Genomic DNA, 20,098 nt, shown 5'->3' on the forward strand with positions numbered 1-20,098 from the left:
CTCCCGCCTTTCCCCACAGGTCCCCTTGTTCAACGGCGGACCGCGGTGGAGTATCGCTGGGGTGATAGTCACCCGGGGAGCCAGAATCACCGGCGCGCTGCTGTGCGCCGTGCTCGGCGTCATCGTCGCGGGCTGGATCGTGCGGGACGTGCGGGCGGCCGGCGACCCGCTGGACCTGCTTCGCTACTGGGCCGGCTACACCGACGCACGGCCGGATTCGCTGCCCGCGACGGCCCAGTCCGACCTCGTGCTCCTCGCCGTGTACATCCTCGCCACGAGCGCCGCCCTGCGTTCCTCGGTGGCCGCTTCGGCGCTCGTCGCCACCGGCGTGGTCACGCTCGCCCTGCGGCTGCCCGGCGTCTGGACCACCGGCGCCTCCTGGATGGACGGCCGCTACAGCGACGAGCTGCGCACCCGCGCCCTCCTCGGCACCTTCGTCGCGCTGGCCGCCGGGCTCGCGCTCATCGTGACCGGTGCGGCGGGCCGCAGGACGTCAGCGGACTTTGACGAACCGGGGCCCACCCGGCCCGGTCAGGGAGCCGCGGTCGTCACCTTCCTGGTGCTCGGTGCCTCCGGAGCCGTACTGATCGCCTGGGAGATCCGCCAGTTCGTCACGCTGCCGTCCGCCGTGTATCCCGACTGGTTCATCGGCGGGGACGCCGTCCGGGTCGAACTGACCAGTGCGCCGCCCGGCTGGAGCAGCGTGGCGCTCGCGGTGCTCTGCCTCGTCGTCGCGTTCACCGCGCTCTTCCACGCCGTCCACGCCCGGCCGCTCGGCATGATCGCCGCCGCGTTCCTGCTGCTCTCCGGAGGTCTCGGGATCGCCAGGGCCGTCCATCACGAGATGCTCGACCGCTTCGGTGCCCTGGGGACCGAGTACCAGCTCCTCGTGCTGACCTCGTTCTTCCTCGCCTTCGCCGGGGCGGCAGGACTGATCGTGCTTGCCCGCAGAGGCTTCGAGGACGCGGGCGGAGGCAGCAGGGGCTACGACAGCTACGGAGCGGGCGGATACGGCCCGCCGCCCGGCGACGGCTACGGATACCCGCAGGGACCCGGCCGGGGGCCCGCTCCGGGATACGGCTACCCGCAGGCGCAGCCGCCCGGCCCGGGACCCGGCTACGGGCCGCCGCCGGGCGGCGGATTCGGCCCTCCGCCGCCCTCGTCCCCGCCGCCTGCCTGGTGACGCCTACGACAGCCCCAGCGACCGCCTGAGGAAGTCCACCTGGAGCAGGAGCAGATTCTCCGCCACCTGCTCCTGGGGGGTCATGTGCGTCACCCCGCTCAGCGGCAGCACTTCATGCGGCCGTCCCGCCGACAGCAGCGCCGACGACAGGCGCAGCGCGTGGGCGACGACCACGTTGTCGTCGGCCAGACCGTGGACGATCATCATCGGCCGTACCTCGGCGGCGGGTTGGGAGAGCCCTTCGTCGGTCACCAGGGAGTTGTACGCGTACACCTCGGGCTGCGCCGCGGGGTCTCCGAGATAGCGCTCCGTGTAGTGGGTGTCGTACAGCCGCCAGTCCGTCACCGGGGCGCCCACGACAGCGGCGTGGAAGACGTCGGGGCGCCGCAGCACCGCCAGCGCCGACAGGTAACCGCCGTAGGACCAGCCGCGCATCGCCACCTTCGAGAGGTCCAGCGGGAAGCGTCCGGCCAGTGAGTGCAGGGCCTCGACCTGGTCGTCCAGGGTGAGGGCGAAGTCGTCCCTGACCGCCTTCTCCCAGCCGGGCGAGCGCCCCGGCGCGCCGCGGCCGTCCGCGACGACCACGGCGAACCCCTGGTCGGCGAACCACTGGGACGTGAGATGCGCATTGTGCGCGGCGACGACCCGGCGGCCGTGCGGACCGCCGTACGGGTCCATCAGGACCGGAAGGGGGCCGTCGGACTCCTCGTAGCCGGAGGGGAGCAGCACGGCGCACGGAATCCGCCGTGCGCCCCCCTCCGTCAGCTGTACCCGGGCCGTCAGGACCGGCTCCTGGGCGTGGCTGGCGACGGTGGCGGTCCGCCTGCCGTCCCGCAGCACCCGTACCGCCGTTCCCGGGTGCTCCAGGGATGCCGAGAGCAGCACCGTCACTCCGCCCGACCGCACAGCGGAGTGCACCCCCACGCCTTCGGAGACGCGCTCGACGCCCAGCTCGTTCACCCGGTACACATGGCTCTGCCCGGTCTCCGGATCTGCCGCCTTCTCACCCGCAGTCGCCGACACCAGGATGTCCGACTCCCCGATGTCCAGCACCGACTGGATGTGCAGCTGCGCCCCGGTCAGCGGCCGGTCACCGACCGACAGGACCCGCGCACCACCCTCGTCCGCGATCCGCACGAGCCGCCCGTCCGGCGCCCACGCGGGAACACCGCCGAAAAGATCAAGCCAGACCGCGTCCTCGTCGACATGCACCGTACGGGTCGTGCCGCTCTCCGTGTCCACGGCCAGATACAGCTGAATGCGCTGGTCACGGGCCTGCACCAGGAGCAGCGGAGCGCCGTTGGACGACCAGTGCACCCGGGCCAGATACGGGAAGCGGGTCCGGTCCCAGACAATCTCGGTACGTGCCCCGTCCAGACTCATCACGAAGAGCCGCACCTCGGCATTGGCCGTCCCCGCGGCCGGATAGCCGACCTCGGCGGGCTTGTCGCCCGGGTGCGCGGGATCGGCGATCCACCACCGCTGTACGGCGCTGTCGTCGACCCGGGCGACCAGCAGACGGTCCGACTCGGGCGACCACCAGAAGCCCCGGTAGCGGCTCATCTCCTCCGCCGCCACGAACTCGGCGAGGCCGTACGAGGTGTGCGCGTCCTCCGGCTCGGCGACGGGACGGTCCCCGTCGCCCGCCGCCCCCACGACCCGCAGCGCGCCGCGGGTGACATAAGCGATGTGCCTGCCGTCCGGGGAAGGGCGCGGGTCGATCACCGGGCCCGGAACCGGCAGCGCGCGCGCCGTGCCGGCCCGCAACTCGGCCACGTACACCTTGCCGGAGAGGGCGAACGCCGCCAACTCGGCCGCATCGTCCACCGCGTAGCCGACGATGCCCGCCGAACCCTCCCGCGCCCGCTCCCGCCTGGCCCGCTCCTGCGGCGACAGCTTCTCCGCCGAACCCCCCAGCAGGGCCTCGGGGTCGGCGGCGATCCGCTCCTCACCGGTTCCCGGGTCCAGCACCCAGAGGCGGTTCGCCCGGTCCGTGCCGGACGCCGAGCGGAGGAAGACCACCCGCGTCCCATCCGGTGAGACGGTGAAGGCCCGGGGTGCGCCCAGAGTGAACCGCTGGGTCCGGGCGTGCTGGCGGGCGAAGGACAGCTTCTGCGAGGTCATGGCTCCGAACCTAGCCCGGAGGGAGCCGCACGTGCGCCCCTCGTGCTGCTGTGCCCCGACCAATGCGTTGGCACGGATAGTTATGATCCGTAGCGCTCGGTGGGTATGAACCTGCTGGCTCCATGTGTGCTGCCCGTCCCGACCGTACTGATGGAGGTGAACCGCCGTGGCACTCTCGATTTCGGCGGTGGTGCTGCTGGCGATCGTCGTCTTCCTGCTGATCCGGAAATCCGGACTGAAGGGCGGACATGCGGTGGTCTGCGTGTTGCTCGGGTTCTATCTTGCGAGCTCGTCGATCGCGCCGACCATCTCGGAGGTGACGTCGAACGTGGCAGGAATGATCGGGGGCATCAAGTTCTGAGCGGCGGCGCGGGGGGCGCGGGCAGGGCGGACGCGGGGGGCGTGGCCCGCCTGTCCGGCCACCCCGGCCGGTGGGGAGTCGGCCCGCACGGGGGAGGGCTCGTAGGGTGGACCCATGAAGGACCTTCCCGCCCGCCGTCTGCTCCTGGTGCACGCGCACCCCGACGACGAGTCGATCAACAACGGGGCGACCATGGCCAGGTACGCGGCCGAGGGCGCCCACGTCACCCTGGTGACGTGCACGCTCGGCGAGGAGGGCGAGGTCATCCCGCCGGACCTGGCGCACCTCGCCGCCGACCGCGACGACGCCCTGGGCGCCCATCGCATCGGTGAACTCGCCGCCGCGATGAAGGAGCTCGGGGTCACCGACCACCGCTTCCTGGGCGGCCCCGGCCGTTTCCGCGACTCCGGAATGATGGGCACCGGGCAGAACCACAGGCCCGGTGCCTTCTGGGACGCGGACCCGGACGGCGCGGCCGGGCACCTCGTCGAGGTGATCCGTTCCGTGCGCCCCCAGGTCCTGGTCACCTACGACCCCGACGGCGGTTACGGCCACCCCGACCACATCCAGGCACACCGCGTCGCGATGCGCGCGGCCGAGCTGGCCGCGGATCCCGCGTACGGCACCGGCGACCCGCACGCCATCGCGAAGATCTACTGGAACCGGGTGCCGCGCTCCGTGGCCGAGGAGGCCTTCGCCCGGCTTCGGCTTGCCGCCCCGGACGCCTTCCCGGGGATCGCCGCCGTCGACGACGTGCCCGGCGTGGTGGACGACGCGGAGATCACCGCGGAGATCGACGGCTCTGCGTACGCCGCCGCGAAGACCGCCGCGATGAGGGCGCACGCCACCCAGATCGCCGTGGACGGGCCGTTCTTCGCTCTTTCGAACGACCTGGGGCAGCCCGTTTTCACCACCGAGTACTACCAGTTGGTGCGCGGAGCCCGCGGCAGGGACGATGATGCCCGGGAGCACGACCTCTTCGCAGGCGTGCCGGACGTGGCGGCAGCACCGGGAGCACAGGCATGAGCAGCAGGCAGAGACCGCGGGCCGCATCGCAGTCGCCGCGCACCAACGCGCCGCCCAGAGGCCCCGAGCCGACCGGTCTCGCCGCACCCCTCAACCCCGCGCGGATCGCCCTGTACGTCGGGCTCGCGGTGCTGGGCGCCGTCGTCGGGCTTGCGGGCACACTCGTCCAAGCGGGCCTGTTCCCGGGAGGGTTGCTGCTCGCGCTCGCCGCGTCGGCCGGACTGTTCTACGGGGGCCGGGTGCTGGCCCGGACCCAGTTCGGAGCGCTGGCACCGGCCGTGGGCTGGTTCATCGCCGTCGTCGTCCTGCTCAGCGGCCGTCCCGAGGGCGACTACGTCTTCGGTGACGAGATCGGTCTGACGCTCTTCATGCTCGGCGGCATGGGCGTCGCTGTGATGTGTGCCACCATGTCGCGGTTGCCTTATTCGGCCACCAACACCGGCCGACCGGGCACGTGATGTGCCACATCCGCTCCCGGAATGCCCCCCTCCACGGTGAGGGGTGCATCCTTGTTTTCTCCGCGGGCGGAGAGTCTGTCGGCGGCGGCCAGTATGGTGGTGCGCGCGCCGAGCCGTCCCCTGGCCTGCGGCATGGGGGAAGTACGGGCGGCGGAGCCAATCGGGAGAACCTGCTTTGAGTCGTGAAACTGACAGTTCGTCCTCCGGGCCCCAGGGGCGCGGCGGAGCCGCGTACCCGTCGGGTACGCCGCCGTACGGATCACGCCAGTATCCGTCGCTGCACCCGTCTCAGGACGGGCCGGAGGAGACTCCGGAGCCTGTGGATCCGCCTCGGCCGGAGGAGCCCAGAACCGAGACGACGCTGACGACGCGCATCCGGATCAACATCCCGGGTTCGCGTCCGATCCCGCCTGTCGTCGTACGTACGCCGATGAGTGACACCGGTACCTCGGGCGGCCGCCCGGACGCCGAGCGCACGGGCAGCACACCGAGGCCCGGCGCGCCCGCGCCGTCGTCCGGTGCTGCGGCAGGCGCCGGCGAGCGCGGCGATCCCGGCCCGGACACCAGGGACGCCCGGACCGCCGAGGCATCCGCCGAGAAGCCGGCCAGGGAGAAGGGCGGCAGCGACTGGTTCGCGCCGCGCAAGAACCCGGCGCCGGCACCCGGTACCGCGGTCCCCGGCCCTTCCGGCCCCGCTGCCGGTGCGTCCGCCACGGGTGGCGGACAGGGCGGCGGACAGGGCGGCGGGCAGGGCCCGGCGCCGACACCGCCGCGCGCCGAACCGCCGTACTTCTCGGACGGTCCGCAGCCGGGCGCCCCGCGCCCCGGGCGCAGCGCCCTCGACGACATCGACGCGGACATCCCCGGCGGGCCGCGCTCCACGCCGAATCTCGGGGTGCGCACACCGGGTCCGTCGGGCCCGACCAACGGTCCGGTCTCGGGCAGTTCGTCCCTGACGCCGAACCTCGACGGCATGCCCGGCATGGCCGGCCCGGCAGGCCCAGGCGGCCCGGCAGGCCCCAGGCCCGGCGGTCCGTCCCAGGGCGGCCCCGGCGGTCCGCTCGGCCCGGGTGGTCCCGGCGGCCCCTTCGGTCCCGGTGGTCCGGCCGGCCAGGGTGGGCCCGGCGGCGTACCGCCCCGGATGTCCGACGACACGGCGATCCTGACACCGCAGGCGGCGGCCCCTTCCGGCTCCGCCGGCCATGTCTCCGGTGACACGCTCACCAGCGGCATCCCCGTCGTCCCGTCGGACTCACGTTCGGTGTTCCCCGGTGGCCCCGGTGCCCCGGGCGGCCCCCGTGCCGACCTGGGGGCCGACGGCGCCATGGGCGGCGGACCGGCGGGTCCGGGCCACCAGGCGCCCGCTCCGGCACCCCGGCCCGTACCGAAGGCCGCACCTCCCGCGAAGAAGGGCCGCTCCAAGCTGGTCCTCCTGGGCGTGGGCGTCTTCGTGCTGCTCGGCATCGCCTACGGCGCCGGGCTGCTGATGAACCACTCCGAGGTCCCCAAGGGCACCACCGTCCTCGGCGTCGACATCGGCGGCGGCACGAAGGAGGAGGCGGTCACCAAGCTCGAGGCCGCCCTCGGGAAGCGTGCCGAGGCGCCCCTCCAGCTCTCCGTGGACGGCAAGAAGCAGAAACTCGCCCCGGACAAGGCCGGCCTCACCCTGGACAGCCAGGAGACGGTCCGCGGTGCCGCGGGCAGCGACTACAACCCGGTCTCGGTGATCAGCTCCCTGTTCGGCGGGGCACGCCCGGCCGACCCGGTGATCCCGGTCGACGAGGAGAAGCTCGGGGTCGCGCTGACCGACCTGGCGGGCGTCTCCGGATCCGCCAACGACGGCACGATCAAGTTCGAGCCGAACAAGGCCGTGGCCGTCCCCGGCAAGGCCGGCAAGGCGCTGGACGTCAACCGCTCGATGATCTCCGTCCGCGATGCCTACCGCGCGCAGGTCCAGACCGGTGAGCCCGCCGTCGTCGAACTGCCCGTCGCCACCACCCAGCCCACGATCACCAAGGCCGAACTGGACCGGGCCATGAAGGAGTTCGCCGAGCCGGCGATGTCCGGACTGGTCACCATCAAGGCCGGTCCCAAGCAGATCGACTTCGGTCCCGCGAGGTCCCTGCCGCAGATCCTGTCCATGAAGCCGGTCGAGGGCAAGCTGGTCGCGGTCTACGACAGGGAAGCGATCAACACCCTGCTGGACGGTGTCTTCGACGGCATCATGATCACCAAGGGCGACGGGAAGCAGCACGAGGTCAGCGCCACCGATGTGGCCCAGGCCATGCAGACCGCGCTGCTCGGCAAGACCCCCGCCGAGCGCACCGTCGCGATCAACCTCGGCGGCGAGGGCTGACCGGACGCCGCCCCCTGTGGCCGCCCCTGCCCGGACTCCGGGCAGGGGCGGTGCCGTGTTCCCGTCCGTCGGCTGTTGCTGCCCCGCGGCCCGCCCGGCCGGGACGGCGGCCCGGGCGGCAGAGCCCGGGCGGGATCGCCGATCCTCGCCGCGCCCGGCATCGCCATCGGCTACTTTGCGAGCGGTGGCGCGGTCCGCGCGATCACCGCTGCCCACCCATGCGTACCGGAAGGACACCGTGCGGGCGTGAGTGACGACGACGAGACGTACGCGGTGACGGCGGGCCCGCCGCAGGGCAGGCACCAGTTCGTCATCAAGCTGCTGTGGATAGGTATCTGGCTCGCGTTCATGGGCGCACCGGTGAAGGACCTCCTCGACGGGGACCACACCGGGTGGGCACGCGCGCTGGGCGCCCTGGGCCTCATGGTCTTCGTCGGGGTCTACCTCGTGCTGGTCTTCCGTCAGACGTCGAAGGCCATGGGACGGCGGCGCGTCCTGTCCACGATCGCCTTCCTCTGCGCCCTCGCCCTACTCCTCGCCCTGACGTTCGGGGTCCCGTGGCTCGTCCTGTTCGTATACGTCTGCGTCTCGGCGGGTGCCACACTGCCGATGCGGTACTCGCGCCTGCTGATCCCTCTGGTCGTCGCCGTGATGGCGGGAACCGGGCTCGCCCTGCACGATGCCCGTGAGACCGTCACCGCGCTCGTCTTCCCCGCGCTTCTCGGTGGATTCGCCATGACGGGGGTACGGCAGCTGATCCGTACGACCATCCAGTTGCGCGAGGCCCGAGCGACCGTCGCCCAGCTCGCCGCCAACGAGGAACGCCTGCGGCTCGCCCGCGATCTGCACGATCTGCTCGGGCACTCGCTCTCCCTGATCACACTCAAGAGCGAACTGGCGGGCCGGCTGCTGCCCGAGCACCCCGACCGGGCGGCCGAGCAGGTCGCCGACATCGAACAGGTCAGCAGGCAGGCCCTCGTGGACGTGCGCAGCGCGGTCACCGGCTACCGGCGGCCGACCCTGCCCGGCGAACTGGCCGGGGCCCGTACCGCACTTGCCGCAGCGGGCATCACCGCGGACATACGGGCCGATGCCCACGAGGGCCTGCCGGAGGAGCCGGAGGAGGTGCTCGCCTGGGGCATGCGGGAAGCGGTGACCAACGTCGTGCGCCACAGCGGTGCCCGGCGCTGCACGATCACCCTCACCCGGCGCCAGACCCTCGACGGGCCCCTGCTCGAACTCGTCGTCGCCGACGACGGGCGCGGCGCCCCGGGCCCGAAGGCGGGCAACGGGCTCACCGGTATCGCCGAGCGACTGGCCGCGGTCGAGGGGACGCTCGTCACAGGACCGGCCGGCGGCGGACCTGCCCAGGGCAAGGGCTTTGCACTGACCCTGCGCGTTCCCGTCGGTTCAGGCCTAGGATCCACAGGATGAGCATGATCAGACTCCTCCTCGCCGAGGACCAGTCCATGGTGCGCGAGGCCCTTGCCGCACTGCTGGGCCTGGAGCCGGACATCGAGGTGGTCGCCCAGGTGGCCCGCGGCGACGAGGTGCTGGACGCGGCACGCGAATACCGCGTCGACGTCGCCCTCCTCGACATCGAGATGCCGGGCCGCACAGGAATCGAGGCGGCCGCCGAGCTCCACCGAGAGCTGCCCGGCGTCAAGATCGTCGTCGTCACCACCTTCGGACGACCCGGCTATCTGCGCCGGGCCATGGAGGCGGGTGCGGACGCGTTCCTCGTCAAGGACGCCCCGGCGTCCCAGCTCGCCGCAGTGGTACGCAAGGTGCTCGCGGGCGAGCGGGTCATCGATCCGGCTCTTGCGGCCGCCGCGCTCGCCGATGGTGCGAGCCCGCTGACCGACCGCGAGCGCGATGTGCTGCGGGGGGCCTCGGACGGCTCCACCAACGCGGAGATCTCGGATGCGCTGCACCTCTCGCACGGGACCGTACGCAACTATCTGTCCACGGCGATCCAGAAGTTGGCGGCCCGCAACCGCGCGGAAGCCGTCCGGATCGCGCGCGAAAAGGGCTGGCTCTAGGACCCGGGCCGACCCGTGAGGAAGGGGACCATGTCCACCAGGTGGAGTCTGACGATCGACTGTGCGCGTCCCGCGGAACTGGCGCGGTTCTGGGCGCTGGCGCTCGGTTACGTGGAGAAGCCCCCGCCCGCCGGGTTCGCGAGCTGGGAGGCATGGTTCGCCCATCACGACATCCCGGAGGACGAATGGGATGACGGTGCCTACCTGTCCGACCCGGACGGTGTGGGCCCGGCCCTGTCGTTCCAGAAGGTCCCGGAGGCCAAGGCGGAGAAGAACCGGGTGCATATGGACGTGCAGGTCGGTGGCGGCCGCGAGACACCCTGGGAGGTGCGGTGGCCTCGGGTCGTCGAGGCCCGGGAGCGGCTGACGGCCGCCGGCGCGACGGTGGTCGCGGAGTACGACATGCAGGGCAAGCCCGACCATCTGATGTTGGCGGACCCGGAGGGCAACGAGTTCTGCCTGGTCTGACTCCTGGACTCGCGCTCCGGTCCGGTTCCGTCCCGCCGACAGGGCATCGCCGCAGACCCTGCCGGCGAAGTGCGCGCCGACCCTGCACGTCTGCCCGGTACCGGGCGGAAGGAACGGGGCCCGACCGCAGCAGCGGTCGGGCCCCGTTCCTTCCGTTCGCGGCTACGGGAAGGAGACCACCTGTGACGGGACGGTGGTGTCACCGGAGGTGGGGGATCCGGTGTCGTTGATGACGTGTTCGTACTGTCCCTTGCCGCCCAGGGACACCACGAGCAGGTCGTGGAACTTCACACCCGGCTTCACCGGTGCCTGGAACCCGTGGTGCTGCTGAATGGTCGGGTCGACGTTGTAGTAGCAGTAACTGCCCATGCCCCAGCCCTCATGGCTGGTGACCGAGTCGTCGACCTTGTAGGCGGCGTACCCCTTGGTGTCGCCGTTCTGGATGGCGGCCTGGTTGGGGGCGTCGTACGCCTTCTCGTTCTGGTAGAAGATCGTCTTGCCGTTCTCGCCGGACCACTGCACGTCGTACTTGTTGAAGTGCTCGACGAACAGGCCGGTGGCCAGCACGTCGTCGCCCTTCACGTGGACGCCGTAGTCCGCCCGGTTCGTCTCCCAGCCGACGCCCTCGCCGTGGTCGGCGCGCCACACCCAGGTGTGGTCGATGATCGTGTCGTCGCTGTTGACGACGATGCTGGTGGTCGCCTTGCCGGGGCCGGCGCCACCGATGCGCACGAACACGTCCTGGAGCGACGTCGGATCGGCCGAGTGGTCGGCGGAGGCGCCGTCGGGGCCGACCTCGACGAGCGTCTCGGAGTTGACCGGTCCCGCGTCGATCAGAAGACCGGCCAGCTTCACACCGTCGACGTCGCCGACCTTGATCGCGGTCACCCCGTTGTCGGGGATGATCGTGGCGAGCCCCAGGCCGAGGGCCACGGTGTCCGCCCGGTTGATGTTGATCGTCCGGTCGACGTGGTAGACACCCGGAGTGAACAGCAGGTGCAGCCCCTGTTCCACGGCCGCGTTGATGGTCTCTGCGGTCGCGCCGGGCTTGACCACGTAGAACTGGCTCAGCGGGATGGACTCGCCCTGCGGGGCGCCGTTCCCCCAGGTGGTGCCGCGCGCGTTGGTGCGCTTGGCGGGGACGAAGACCTTGTAGTCGGCGCCGTCCAGGTAGAGGAAGGGCTTCTCGCGGGAGACCGGAGTGGTCTCGAGCGTGGTGTACGGGGGTTCGGGGAAGCTCTGGGCGGGTGCGCCCTCGACTCCGGAGAACGTCATGTTCCAGACGCCGTTGCCCCAGCTGCCGACGGAGCTGTCGCGGGTGTACCACTGCTGCTGGGAGTAGGGGCCGACCTGGCCGTCGATCTTGCTGTCGGCGATGTAGCCGCCGCTGGCCCAGCCGTATCCGTCGGGCGCGAGGTTGAGCCCGCCCTTGACGTGCATGCGGCGGAAGGGAGCGGCCTGGGAGACGGCCCAGCGGTTGGTGCCGCTGACCGGGTTCAGGGCGAGGTTCTCGGCCGAACGCCAGAAGTTCTGGGTGGCGTTGCCGTTGAACCAGCCGGCGTCGACGGTCACATCACCGTTGAAGGTGGTGTCGTCGGGGTTGAGGCCGAGGCCGGCGATGGAGGTGTAGAAGCCGATCTGGGCGTTGATGTTGTCGTACGTGCCCGGCTTGAACATCAGCGCGTAGCGGTCGGTGCCGAACTGGGCCGACTCCTGCTTCTTGAAGATCTCGTCGACCTTGCCCTGGATGTTCGGGGTCGAGGGGTCGAAGACCAGGACGTTGGGTCCGAGGTCACCGCCGCCGGGGACCTCCTGGATGCCCTCGCCGAAGGCAGTCTGAGTGGCGGGGACCGCCATGAGGAGCGACACGGCGAGCGCCGCGAAGCCGAGGGCCCGGAAGCGGCGGCGCCTGTGGGGGGCGGTCCGGCCGCTGGGGCTCGTGGGGGGAACTTGCATGAAGTACATCTCCTGAGTCGTGGTACGGGTGCACGACGAACGTCCGAGAGAAGCGAGAGAGCGCTCTCTCGTGTCGGCGATGTAACCGTCATTGGTCGGGACGCGTCAAGAGGTGTGCATCAGAAGCCCCAGCCGTTTACCGATGACGCCACAATTAACTGCTGCGGAACGGCAATTGACCCCCTATGGGGTCAGTTCGCGGTGACCGTGACTTCACAGGATGACGACGCCGCCCGGATCCCGTCCGCGGTGATCGTTGTGTCGTCACGCTACGACCGGCACACCGTCACCCGGCGTCCGTGTCCTGGACGGTCCCGGTCCCGCGGATCACGCGGGCCGGATTGCCCACCGCGACGACATCGGCGGGCAGGTCCCTGGTGACCACCGCTCCCGCGCCGACCACCGTGTTCTCGCCGATCGTCACCCCGGGGCAGACGATCACCCCGCCGCCCAGCCAGACGTTGTCACCGATCGTAATGGGCTGCGCCGCCTCCCACTTGGCCCGGCGGGCCTCCGGCTCCACCGGGTGGGTGGGAGTGAGGAGCTGGACGTTCGGGCCGATCTGGACGTCGGCGCCGATGGTGATGCGGGCGACGTCGAGGAACACGGCACCGAAGTTGACGAACGTGCGGGCGCCGATCGAGATTCCGTAGCCGTAGTCCACCCGGAGCGGGGCCCGGACCTCCACGCCCTCGCCCAGCTCGCCCAGCAGTTCGGTGAGGGCCGCTCGCCGGGCCACGGGGTCGGCGGCCGAAGCGGAGTTGAACCGCTCGCTCAGCAGGGCCGCGCGCAGCGCATCGGCGGCGAGCTCGGGGTCGTCGGCGATGTACGGCTCGCCGGCGAGCATGGCTTCCTTCTGGCTGGTCACGTCATAGGCCCTTCAGTTGTCCCGCGTTCGCCCCTTCCGGACGAAAGACGCTAGTTCAGCAGCGCCCGGGCGGCCCGGGCGCGTTCGCGGATCGCCTGCGCCGCAGTGGGTTCGATCGCATCGACGACCTGGGCGTACTCCTCCATCTCCGCCGCCCCGCGCAGGAACTCCCCGCGCTGTACGAGGAGCTGGGCCCGCTCGTAACGGAGCCTGGCCGGGTGCGAGGGCAGCAGCAGGGAGAGTTCGAGCGCCCACAGCGCCACGTCCGTGCGCTCGGGGCGGGCCGCCGCCCAGGCCCTGATGTTGTTCAGGATTCGCAGCACGGTCTCCAGTGGCCCCGCGGGCGCCAGCATCGAGGCCTCGAGCGGTGCACCGGTCGCCCCCGCCACCATCAGAGCGGCGTCCTCGCCGCTCAACGGCGCACCGCCGGCGAACGGATCGGCCAGTACCCGTTCCGCCGGATCGCCGAACCCGACCACGAAGTGCCCCGGCAGCGCCACCCCGTACACGGGTGCGCCCGCCCTCCGCGCCACCTCGGTCCAGACCATGGAGAGCAGGATCGGCAGGCCCCGGCGGCGCAGCAGCACCTGCTGGAGCAGTGAGGACTCGAGCCGCTGGTAGTCGGCGGACGACCCGGCGAAACCGCACTGCTCGCCGAGCAAGTCTCCGAGCGCGGACGCCCACGCGGCCGCGCCGCGCGCACCGTACGGCAGGAGCCCCGCCAGCCGGTCCAGCTCGATCTGCGCGGCGTCGATGCCGTACGGATCTGCGGACGGCCGGGAGTCGGCCGCCGTCGGGGCTCCCGCCTCAGCACCCACCAGCAGGCAGAGCAGCGCGAGGTCCGGCCGCTCCGCGCGGGCCTCGTCGGCGAACTGACGCCGCCGTTCGGCCGCACCGGAATCCTGAGCGCTCATATGCGACTCATCCCCTGCTGTTCCCGCTAGGCGGACCGGAAGTGGTGGTACTGATGGTGGGTGGCGAAGCCCATGCCGTCGTACAGCGCACGTGCACCGTCGTTGTCCGCCTCGACCTGGAGCCAGGAGGCCGAAGCGCCCTCGTCCAGCGCCTTGCGGGCCAGCGCGGTCATCACGGCCGTGGCCAGGCCCCGGCGCCGGTACTCAGGGCCCACCTCCACAGCCATGAACCCTGCCCAGCGGCCGTCCACGACGCAGCGTCCGATCGCGGCGGGCACTTCGTCGGCACTCTCGCCCGGCACGGTGGCGAACCACACCGAGGGGCCGCTGCCGAGCACCTTCAGCACGTCGCTGCCCGGGGCGTGTCCGGGGGTGCCGAAGCGCTGGTACCGGGAGAGCCACGCGTCGTCCGTCCCACGGGCGAGCCGCACCGCCGAGACGTCCGCATCGAGGTCGCCGACCGGCGCGAGCGCCCCGATCCGCATCTCGGCCGACACCTCGCGCCGCCATCCGTGCTCCTCCAGCGCCGCGCAGAGCTGCTCCTGCGTGCCCTGCGCACCTGTGGCGGTCTGGATGTACGCGGGCAGGCCGCGCTCCCGGTACCACCCCAGGATGTGCTCCAGCGCCGAGTCGAGCGGGAGGCCGGGATCGCCGAGCGGGAGCACGGAGTTGGCGCGGCGGGTGAATCCGGCGGCGGCGCGCAGCTGCCAGTCGCCCAGCGGCTCGCTCTCCACGGGCTGCCAGGCGCGCGCGGCGACGCGCGCGAGTTCGTCGAACGAGGCGGCGGGGCCCCGACGGCGGGCCGGCGCGGAGGGCACCACCTTGCCCGCCACCAGCGACGATTCCGCTATGTGGACACTCTCGCCGCTCCGGGGCGTGATGGAGAGCACTTCGTTGTCCCACGATGTGAGAACCCCGACCGTGTCCGTGAACTTCGGGGCCTCACCGGGGGCACTGATCAGTTGGCGGACGGACACGCGTTTGCCCACGTCAGCAGCTGTCATGCGAACCTCAAGCCGTCCGCTGATGGTGAATTCCATAGGTCAGTACGCCCCTCCTGTTCGGATCGTGCCCCGGAACGGAGATACTAGGTGCGGGCATCGACGACGCCGCGCTCCCGCGCGAGAGCCAACGCCCTACCGAGGAGGAACGACAGCGTGACCTACGTCATCGCGCAGCCTTGTGTCGACGTAAAGGACAAGGCCTGCATCGAAGAGTGCCCCGTCGACTGCATCTACGAGGGCTCACGGTCCTTGTACATCCACCCGGACGAATGCGTCGACTGCGGAGCCTGTGAGCCGGTCTGCCCGGTGGAGGCCATCTTCTACGAGGACGACACCCCGGAGGAGTGGAAGGACTACTACAAGGCGAACGTCGAGTTCTTCGACGACCTCGGTTCGCCCGGTGGCGCCTCCAAGCTGGGTCTCATCGAGCGCGACCACGCCTTCATCGCCGCGCTGCCGCCGCAGAACCAGTAGCAGCGGCCGCACGAGCGCCGCCCGGTCCCGTACGGCTCGTCACCGTGCGGGACCGAGGTGTTTCCCGGCACGCACGTCCACGTACGAGAAAGCAGAGATCCGTGTCTGCAGCAGGTCCCGTCTCCTCCCGGCTCCCGGTCTTCCCCTGGGACAAGCTCACGCCCTACAAGTCGACGGCTGCTGCCCACCCGGACGGCATCGTCGACCTGTCCGTCGGCACGCCCGTCGACCCGGTGCCCGAGCTGATCCAGCAGGCGCTGATCAACGCCGCCGACAGCCCCGGCTACCCGACGGTATGGGGGACCGGAGCCCTGCGTGACGCCCTGACCGGCTGGGTGGAACGCCGGCTCGGCGCCGTCGGTGTGGAGCACGAGAACGTCCTGCCGGTCGTCGGCTCCAAGGAGCTGGTGGCCTGGCTGCCGACCCAGCTCGGCCTCGGCGCGGGTGACAAGGTGGCCTACCCGAGGCTCGCCTACCCGACGTACGAGGTCGGCGCGCGGCTCTGCGGCGCCGAGCCCGTCGTCTACGACGACCCCACCGATCTGGACCCGGCCGGACTCAGGCTGCTCTGGCTCAACTCGCCGTCCAACCCGACCGGCCGCGTCCTGCCCAAGGAAGAGCTGGCCCGGATCGTCGCCTGGGCCCGTGAGCACGGCGTGCTGGTCTTCAGCGACGAGTGCTACCTGGAGCTCGGCTGGGAGGCCGAGCCCGTCTCCGTGCTCCACCCGGACGTCTGCGGCGGCTCGTACGAGGGCATCGTCGCCGTCCACTCGCTCTCCAAGCGATCCAACCTCGCCGGCTACCGGGCGGCCTTCGTCGCGGGTGACGCGGCCGTCCTCGGCGAGCTGCTCCTGATCCGCAAGCACGGCGGCATGATGACCCCCGCACCGGTCCAGGCGGCGACGGTCGCGGCGTTGGCCGACGACACGCACGTGGCCGAGCAGCGGGCCCGGTACGCGCAGCGGCGCACGGTCCTGCGGGAGGCACTGGAGGCCCACGGCTTCCGGATCGAGCACAGCGAGGCGAGCCTCTACCTGTGGGCCACGCGCGACGAGCCGTGCTGGGAGACCGTGGCGTACCTGGCCGGGCTCGGCATCCTGGTGGCGCCGGGCGACTTCTACGGGCCGGCCGGGGACCGCTTCGTACGGGTGGCGCTGACGGCCACGGACGAACGGGTGGCCGCGGCGGCCAAGCGGCTGTCCTGACGCGATGCGCCGATGGGCCTCGGGAGTGCGCACTCCCGAGGCCCATCGGCGCATCAGTGCCGTGTACGTGCGGGTGGATCAGCCGATCGGCAGGCCGCCGGTGGGGAGGCCATCGGTCGCCAGGGTGTCGTTCGCCAGTTCGCCGCCCGCCACGGTGCCGGCCTTCTCGAGGGTCTGGCCGGCGACCGGGAGGGTCGTGCCGACGACCTTGCCGCCGGTCTCGTTCGCCACTCCGGTGCCCTGCTTCGAGGCGGAGTCGAGCGTGCTGCTCACGCCGGCACCGTCGAGCGTGGTCAGGCCGCCCAGGGCAGGGGTCTGCGGGAGCCCCGCGGCACCTGCGGCACCGGCCGCACCGACCACGGGTGCCGCGCCTGCGGCGATCAGCAGCGCGGCACGGGCGATCCGACGGGTCAGGGGGAGGGACATGATGCTCCTTCGACGGGACTACAACGGGTTCGCGACAGATGTGGAATCTGCCTGTCCGGTGATCCGGACGCACTGACAACCGGTCGAAGGGCAGGGAAGGTTGCGGTTCGCGAAGGTAAAGACTGAGTAATGCGTCAGATAATCCGCAACGGAGGAACCCGGGCAAACAATGCAATCCGTCGGCGTCGGACGAACCGTCACTTCCCTGTGTTCGCACGGAATTCCGGGGGTGGGACGGGCTCGTGGGAAGGGTGACGCGAGGGGGGTTGCAGGAAGGGCTGGACGGCCCGTACGGGCGACCCTCCGTACTACTGTGCGAGCCGCATTCGGACGGCCGTGGTGCCCGATTCCTTACGTTCCGTCCGCCAGCCCACATCGGCGTTCCACACGTGGCCGGCATACGAGACCTCGTCGATCCGCAGCGCGTCGGCCCGGGCGACCGCCCAGTGCGCCAGCTCCCAGCCACGCCGGGGCGCCGTGTCCGCAGCGGTCCTCACGGCGGACCGCACGGGCACCGAGACCGTGCCCGCGGCCGAGGCTCCGGCCGCCCCCGCGGCCGGGAGGACGTCCTCGCCGAAGGCGCGTACCAGCTCGGACCGCACCTCGGCCGCGTCCCCGGGGGTGGCCGCCGTCGACAGCGTGCAGCTCAGCGAGGCGGGCGCGCGTCCGGTCAGTGCGGCGGCCAGCAGTGCGGCGTCCGGCTCGTGCTTGGCGTACGCCTGCGGGAACCCGCTCTTCTGCACCCGCTGCGCGGCGACGGTCAGCGGCAGCCGCGAATAGCCCGGAACCTCGGCGAGGTGCTTGTAGAACTCCCCGGACGAATAGACCGGATCCATGATCTGCGCCGGCGTTCCCCAGCCCTGTGAGGGACGCTGCTGGAAGAGCCCCAGCGAGTCCCGGTCACCGTGGTCGATGGTGCGCAGCGCGGACTCCTGCAGCGCGGTCGCGAGTGCGATGGTCACCGCGCGCTCCGGCAGACCGCGGGTGGTGCCCACCGCCGAGATCGTCGCGGCGTTGGCGGCCTGGTCAGGGCTCATCTCGTACGTCCGCCCCTCGGTGCCGTCCCCGTCCGCGGAGCGCACGGTGCAGCGGGGAGCGCCCTTGTGGCCGGAGACGTACTGCACGGCCAGATAGCCGGCCAGGGCCACGAGCACGGCGAAGGCGGCCGCGATGCGGAAGAAGCGGCTGCGGCGGGTGGAAGTGGCGGTCCGGGGCACGGAGCCCACCGTACTGGAGGGTACGGGCGGGGCCGAGACCCAAGTCCCTTAGGGTCGTGACCATGGACCGACACACGCTTGACCTCGCGCTCGACGGACCCGAGCTCACGGCCCGGCTCGTCGACTTCCCGTCGGTCAGCGGGCAGGAGAAGGACCTGGCTGACGCGATCGAGGCGGCCCTGCGCCCGCTGCCGCACCTGACCGTCGAGCGGCACGGCAACAACGTCGTGGCCAGGACGCAGCTGGGCCGTGCCGAGCGCATCGTGCTGGCCGGCCACATCGACACCGTGCCGATCGCGGACAACGTCCCGTCCCGGCTCGACGAGAACGGTGTGCTGTGGGGGTGCGGAACCTCCGACATGAAGTCGGGCGTCGCCGTCCAGCTGCGGATCGCGGCGACGGTACCGGAGCCCAACCGCGACCTCACGTTCATCTTCTACGACAACGAAGAGGTCGCCGCCCACCTCAACGGCCTCGGACACGTGGCCGACGCGCACCCCGACTGGCTCGACGCCGACTTCGCCGTCCTCCTGGAGCCGTCCGACGCCCAGGTCGAGGGCGGCTGCCAGGGCACGCTCCGGGTCCACCTGCAGCTGGAGGGGGAGCGGGCCCACTCCGCGCGCAGCTGGATGGGGTCCAACGCGATCCACGCCGCCGCTCCGGTGCTGGCGAAGCTCGCCGCGTACGAGCCGCGCCGGCCGGTCATCGACGGGCTCGAGTACCGCGAGGGGCTCAATGCCGTACGCGTCGAGGGTGGCGTCGCCACCAATGTCATCCCGGACGCCTGCACGGTGGTGGTCAACTACCGGTACGCCCCCGACCGCACCGCCGAGGAGGCCGAGGCGCACGTCCGTGAGGTCTTCGAGGACTGCGGCGTCGCCGGATTCACGGTCGACGACCACTCCGGAGCCGCGATGCCCGGCCTCTCGCACCCGGCGGCCAAGGCGTTCATGGCGGCGGTCGGCGGTACGGCGCAGCCCAAGTTCGGCTGGACGGACGTGTCCCGGTTCGGCTCCCTCGGCATTCCCGCGGTGAACTACGGACCCGGGGACGCGCTGTTCGCGCACAAGCGGGACGAGCAGGTGGCGGTCGAACGGATCACGCACTGCGAGGAGCGCCTCCGCTCCTGGCTCACCAGCTGACTCACCGCATTCCCCTGCTCGTAACCTCGGCCGATCTACGCTGAAGCGACACGCACATCGCAGGTCGGCGGAGGGAGCAGGTCATGGGCAACCCGGAGGACGCACGGATCCCCGAGGGCGCGCAGGTTCCTGAGGGCGCGGTGAAGCCCGAGGAACAGCGGCTGGGCCCGGTACTGCGCCGCAGGGACCAGGTACAGCCGGGCACGACGGATCAGCGGCTGCTGGATTCCGAAGGCGATTCCGAATGGGTGCACACGGATCCCTGGCGCGTGATGCGCATCCAGTCGGAGTTCGTGGAGGGCTTCGGGGCCCTCGCCGAACTGCCGAGCGCGATCAGCGTCTTCGGATCCGCCCGCACACCGGCCGGCGGGCCGGACTACGAGGCGGGTGTCCAGATCGGCAGGGCGCTCGTCGAAGCGGGATTCGCGGTCATCACGGGCGGTGGCCCCGGGGCGATGGAGGCGGCGAACAAGGGGGCCCGGGAGGCGAAGGGCGTCTCCGTCGGTCTCGGTATCGAGCTGCCGTTCGAGTCCGGGCTGAATCCACATGTCGACATCGGCGTCAACTTCCGGTACTTCTTCGTCCGCAAGACGATGTTCGTCAAGTACGCGCAAGGCTTTGTCGTCCTGCCCGGAGGCCTCGGCACGCTGGACGAGCTGTTCGAGGCGCTCACCCTCGTGCAGACGGGCAAGGTGACACGCTTCCCGATCGTGCTGTTCGGATCGGCCTACTGGCGCGGGCTGGTGGACTGGCTGCGGGACACGGTGGTGGCCCAGGGCAAGGCGTCCGAGACGGATCTGCTGCTGTTCCACGTCACGGACGACGTCGACGAGGCGGTCTCGCTGGTGACCAAGGAGGTCGGTCGGTAGGGGCC

The 20,098-nt window shown here is 71.4% G+C and carries 19 protein-coding genes; 12 read left to right on the forward strand and 7 right to left on the reverse strand.

Annotated elements, in window-relative coordinates; translation table 11 throughout:
* Positions 1–61: 61 nt before the first annotated feature.
* Positions 62–1,183 carry a hypothetical protein gene (locus tag ABZS61_RS13370; RefSeq protein WP_356418909.1) on the forward strand — a complete coding sequence of 374 codons (1,122 nt, stop codon included), beginning with the start codon at positions 62–64 and terminating at the stop codon, positions 1,181–1,183.
* Positions 1,184–1,186: 3 nt separating this feature from the next.
* Here the strand turns inward: ABZS61_RS13370 and ABZS61_RS13375 are convergent, their stop codons facing one another.
* Positions 1,187–3,307, reverse strand: a complete 2,121-nt coding sequence (locus tag ABZS61_RS13375; RefSeq protein ID WP_356418912.1) for an alpha/beta fold hydrolase — start codon at positions 3,305–3,307, stop codon at positions 1,187–1,189.
* Positions 3,308–3,473: 166 nt separating this feature from the next.
* On the opposite strand from ABZS61_RS13375, the gene ABZS61_RS13380 reads away from it, so the two are divergent.
* From ABZS61_RS13380 to ABZS61_RS13410, 7 genes are all read left to right on the forward strand, one after another.
* Positions 3,474–3,668, forward strand: a complete 195-nt coding sequence (locus ABZS61_RS13380) for a hypothetical protein (RefSeq protein WP_329207729.1) — start codon at positions 3,474–3,476, stop codon at positions 3,666–3,668.
* Between the two features lie 114 nt (positions 3,669–3,782).
* Positions 3,783–4,694: an N-acetyl-1-D-myo-inositol-2-amino-2-deoxy-alpha-D-glucopyranoside deacetylase gene (gene mshB / locus ABZS61_RS13385; RefSeq protein ID WP_356418916.1), complete on the forward strand. Its 912-nt coding sequence runs from the start codon at positions 3,783–3,785 to the stop codon at positions 4,692–4,694.
* Positions 4,691–5,152: a DUF6113 family protein gene (locus tag ABZS61_RS13390; RefSeq protein WP_356418919.1), complete on the forward strand. Its 462-nt coding sequence runs from the start codon at positions 4,691–4,693 to the stop codon at positions 5,150–5,152. Before mshB ends, ABZS61_RS13390 begins: the two co-directional genes overlap by 4 nt.
* A 175-nt stretch (positions 5,153–5,327) precedes the next feature.
* Positions 5,328–7,508 carry a hypothetical protein gene (locus tag ABZS61_RS13395; RefSeq protein WP_356418922.1) on the forward strand — a complete coding sequence of 727 codons (2,181 nt, stop codon included), beginning with the start codon at positions 5,328–5,330 and terminating at the stop codon, positions 7,506–7,508.
* Between the two features lie 273 nt (positions 7,509–7,781).
* On the forward strand, positions 7,782–8,942 hold the full coding sequence (locus tag ABZS61_RS13400; RefSeq protein WP_356419404.1) for a histidine kinase: 1,161 nt from the start codon (positions 7,782–7,784) through the stop codon (positions 8,940–8,942).
* A complete protein-coding gene (locus ABZS61_RS13405; protein WP_356418925.1) occupies positions 8,939–9,550 on the forward strand; it encodes a response regulator transcription factor in 612 nt (203 codons plus the stop codon). The genes ABZS61_RS13400 and ABZS61_RS13405 overlap by 4 nt, the downstream gene beginning before the upstream one ends.
* 30 nt (positions 9,551–9,580) lie before the next feature.
* Entirely contained in the window at positions 9,581–10,018 is a 438-nt protein-coding gene (locus ABZS61_RS13410; RefSeq protein WP_356418928.1) for a VOC family protein, read from the forward strand.
* Positions 10,019–10,180: 162 nt separating this feature from the next.
* Here the strand turns inward: ABZS61_RS13410 and ABZS61_RS13415 are convergent, their stop codons facing one another.
* The 4 genes from ABZS61_RS13415 to ABZS61_RS13430 form a co-directional block, all read right to left on the reverse strand.
* Positions 10,181–11,974 carry a coagulation factor 5/8 type domain-containing protein gene (locus tag ABZS61_RS13415; protein WP_356418931.1) on the reverse strand — a complete coding sequence of 598 codons (1,794 nt, stop codon included), beginning with the start codon at positions 11,972–11,974 and terminating at the stop codon, positions 10,181–10,183.
* Between the two features lie 286 nt (positions 11,975–12,260).
* Positions 12,261–12,821, reverse strand: coding sequence for a sugar O-acetyltransferase (locus ABZS61_RS13420; RefSeq protein WP_356419406.1), 561 nt, complete (start codon positions 12,819–12,821; stop codon positions 12,261–12,263).
* 71 nt (positions 12,822–12,892) lie between these two features.
* Positions 12,893–13,756 carry a transglutaminase-like domain-containing protein gene (locus ABZS61_RS13425; RefSeq protein ID WP_356418934.1) on the reverse strand — a complete coding sequence of 288 codons (864 nt, stop codon included), beginning with the start codon at positions 13,754–13,756 and terminating at the stop codon, positions 12,893–12,895.
* Positions 13,757–13,782: 26 nt separating this feature from the next.
* Positions 13,783–14,796 carry a GNAT family N-acetyltransferase gene (locus ABZS61_RS13430; RefSeq protein WP_356418937.1) on the reverse strand — a complete coding sequence of 338 codons (1,014 nt, stop codon included), beginning with the start codon at positions 14,794–14,796 and terminating at the stop codon, positions 13,783–13,785.
* Between the two features lie 117 nt (positions 14,797–14,913).
* Here ABZS61_RS13430 and fdxA point away from each other — a divergent pair, with 117 nt between their 5' ends.
* Together fdxA and dapC are read left to right on the forward strand one after the other, a co-directional pair.
* Positions 14,914–15,234 (forward strand): ferredoxin, encoded by a 321-nt coding sequence (fdxA, locus tag ABZS61_RS13435; RefSeq protein WP_014154250.1) that lies wholly within the window; start codon positions 14,914–14,916, stop codon positions 15,232–15,234.
* A gap of 101 nt (positions 15,235–15,335) precedes the next feature.
* Positions 15,336–16,439, forward strand: coding sequence for a succinyldiaminopimelate transaminase (gene dapC / locus ABZS61_RS13440; protein WP_356418939.1), 1,104 nt, complete (start codon positions 15,336–15,338; stop codon positions 16,437–16,439).
* Positions 16,440–16,517: 78 nt separating this feature from the next.
* On the opposite strand, the gene ABZS61_RS13445 is transcribed toward dapC, so the two are convergent.
* Both ABZS61_RS13445 and ABZS61_RS13450 read right to left on the reverse strand, forming a co-directional pair.
* Positions 16,518–16,865 carry an ATP-binding protein gene (locus ABZS61_RS13445; RefSeq protein ID WP_329207709.1) on the reverse strand — a complete coding sequence of 116 codons (348 nt, stop codon included), beginning with the start codon at positions 16,863–16,865 and terminating at the stop codon, positions 16,518–16,520.
* A gap of 308 nt (positions 16,866–17,173) precedes the next feature.
* Positions 17,174–18,082, reverse strand: a complete 909-nt coding sequence (locus tag ABZS61_RS13450; protein ID WP_356418943.1) for a hypothetical protein — start codon at positions 18,080–18,082, stop codon at positions 17,174–17,176.
* Between the two features lie 62 nt (positions 18,083–18,144).
* Between ABZS61_RS13450 and dapE the strand changes: the two genes are divergently transcribed.
* Both dapE and ABZS61_RS13460 read left to right on the forward strand, forming a co-directional pair.
* Complete coding sequence (gene dapE / locus ABZS61_RS13455) at positions 18,145–19,224, forward strand: succinyl-diaminopimelate desuccinylase (RefSeq protein WP_356418946.1); 1,080 nt, start codon at positions 18,145–18,147, stop codon at positions 19,222–19,224.
* An 83-nt stretch (positions 19,225–19,307) separates the two neighbouring features.
* Complete coding sequence (locus tag ABZS61_RS13460) at positions 19,308–20,093, forward strand: TIGR00730 family Rossman fold protein (protein ID WP_356418949.1); 786 nt, start codon at positions 19,308–19,310, stop codon at positions 20,091–20,093.
* The last annotated feature ends 5 nt before the right edge of the window (positions 20,094–20,098 follow it).

The organism is Streptomyces sp. NPDC005566 (assembly GCF_040605575.1).
Lineage (GTDB): Bacteria > Actinomycetota > Actinomycetes > Streptomycetales > Streptomycetaceae > Streptomyces.

Excerpts from the sequence above, each read along its gene's own strand:
- ABZS61_RS13375 (WP_356418912.1), bottom strand. The coding sequence starts at position 3,307 with ATGACCTCGCAGAAGCTGTCCTTCGCCCGCCAGCACGCCCGGACCCAG.
- ABZS61_RS13390 (WP_356418919.1), top strand. The coding sequence starts at position 4,691 with ATGAGCAGCAGGCAGAGACCGCGGGCCGCATCGCAGTCGCCGCGCACC.
- ABZS61_RS13425 (WP_356418934.1), bottom strand. The coding sequence starts at position 13,756 with ATGAGCGCTCAGGATTCCGGTGCGGCCGAACGGCGGCGTCAGTTCGCC.
- ABZS61_RS13410 (WP_356418928.1), top strand. The coding sequence starts at position 9,581 with ATGTCCACCAGGTGGAGTCTGACGATCGACTGTGCGCGTCCCGCGGAA.
- mshB (WP_356418916.1), top strand. The coding sequence starts at position 3,783 with ATGAAGGACCTTCCCGCCCGCCGTCTGCTCCTGGTGCACGCGCACCCC.
- ABZS61_RS13460 (WP_356418949.1), top strand. The coding sequence starts at position 19,308 with ATGGGCAACCCGGAGGACGCACGGATCCCCGAGGGCGCGCAGGTTCCT.
- ABZS61_RS13420 (WP_356419406.1), bottom strand. The coding sequence starts at position 12,821 with ATGCTCGCCGGCGAGCCGTACATCGCCGACGACCCCGAGCTCGCCGCC.
- ABZS61_RS13430 (WP_356418937.1), bottom strand. The coding sequence starts at position 14,796 with ATGGAATTCACCATCAGCGGACGGCTTGAGGTTCGCATGACAGCTGCT.
- dapE (WP_356418946.1), top strand. The coding sequence starts at position 18,145 with ATGGACCGACACACGCTTGACCTCGCGCTCGACGGACCCGAGCTCACG.
- ABZS61_RS13445 (WP_329207709.1), bottom strand. The coding sequence starts at position 16,865 with ATGTCCCTCCCCCTGACCCGTCGGATCGCCCGTGCCGCGCTGCTGATC.
- ABZS61_RS13405 (WP_356418925.1), top strand. The coding sequence starts at position 8,939 with ATGAGCATGATCAGACTCCTCCTCGCCGAGGACCAGTCCATGGTGCGC.
- ABZS61_RS13415 (WP_356418931.1), bottom strand. The coding sequence starts at position 11,974 with ATGCAAGTTCCCCCCACGAGCCCCAGCGGCCGGACCGCCCCCCACAGG.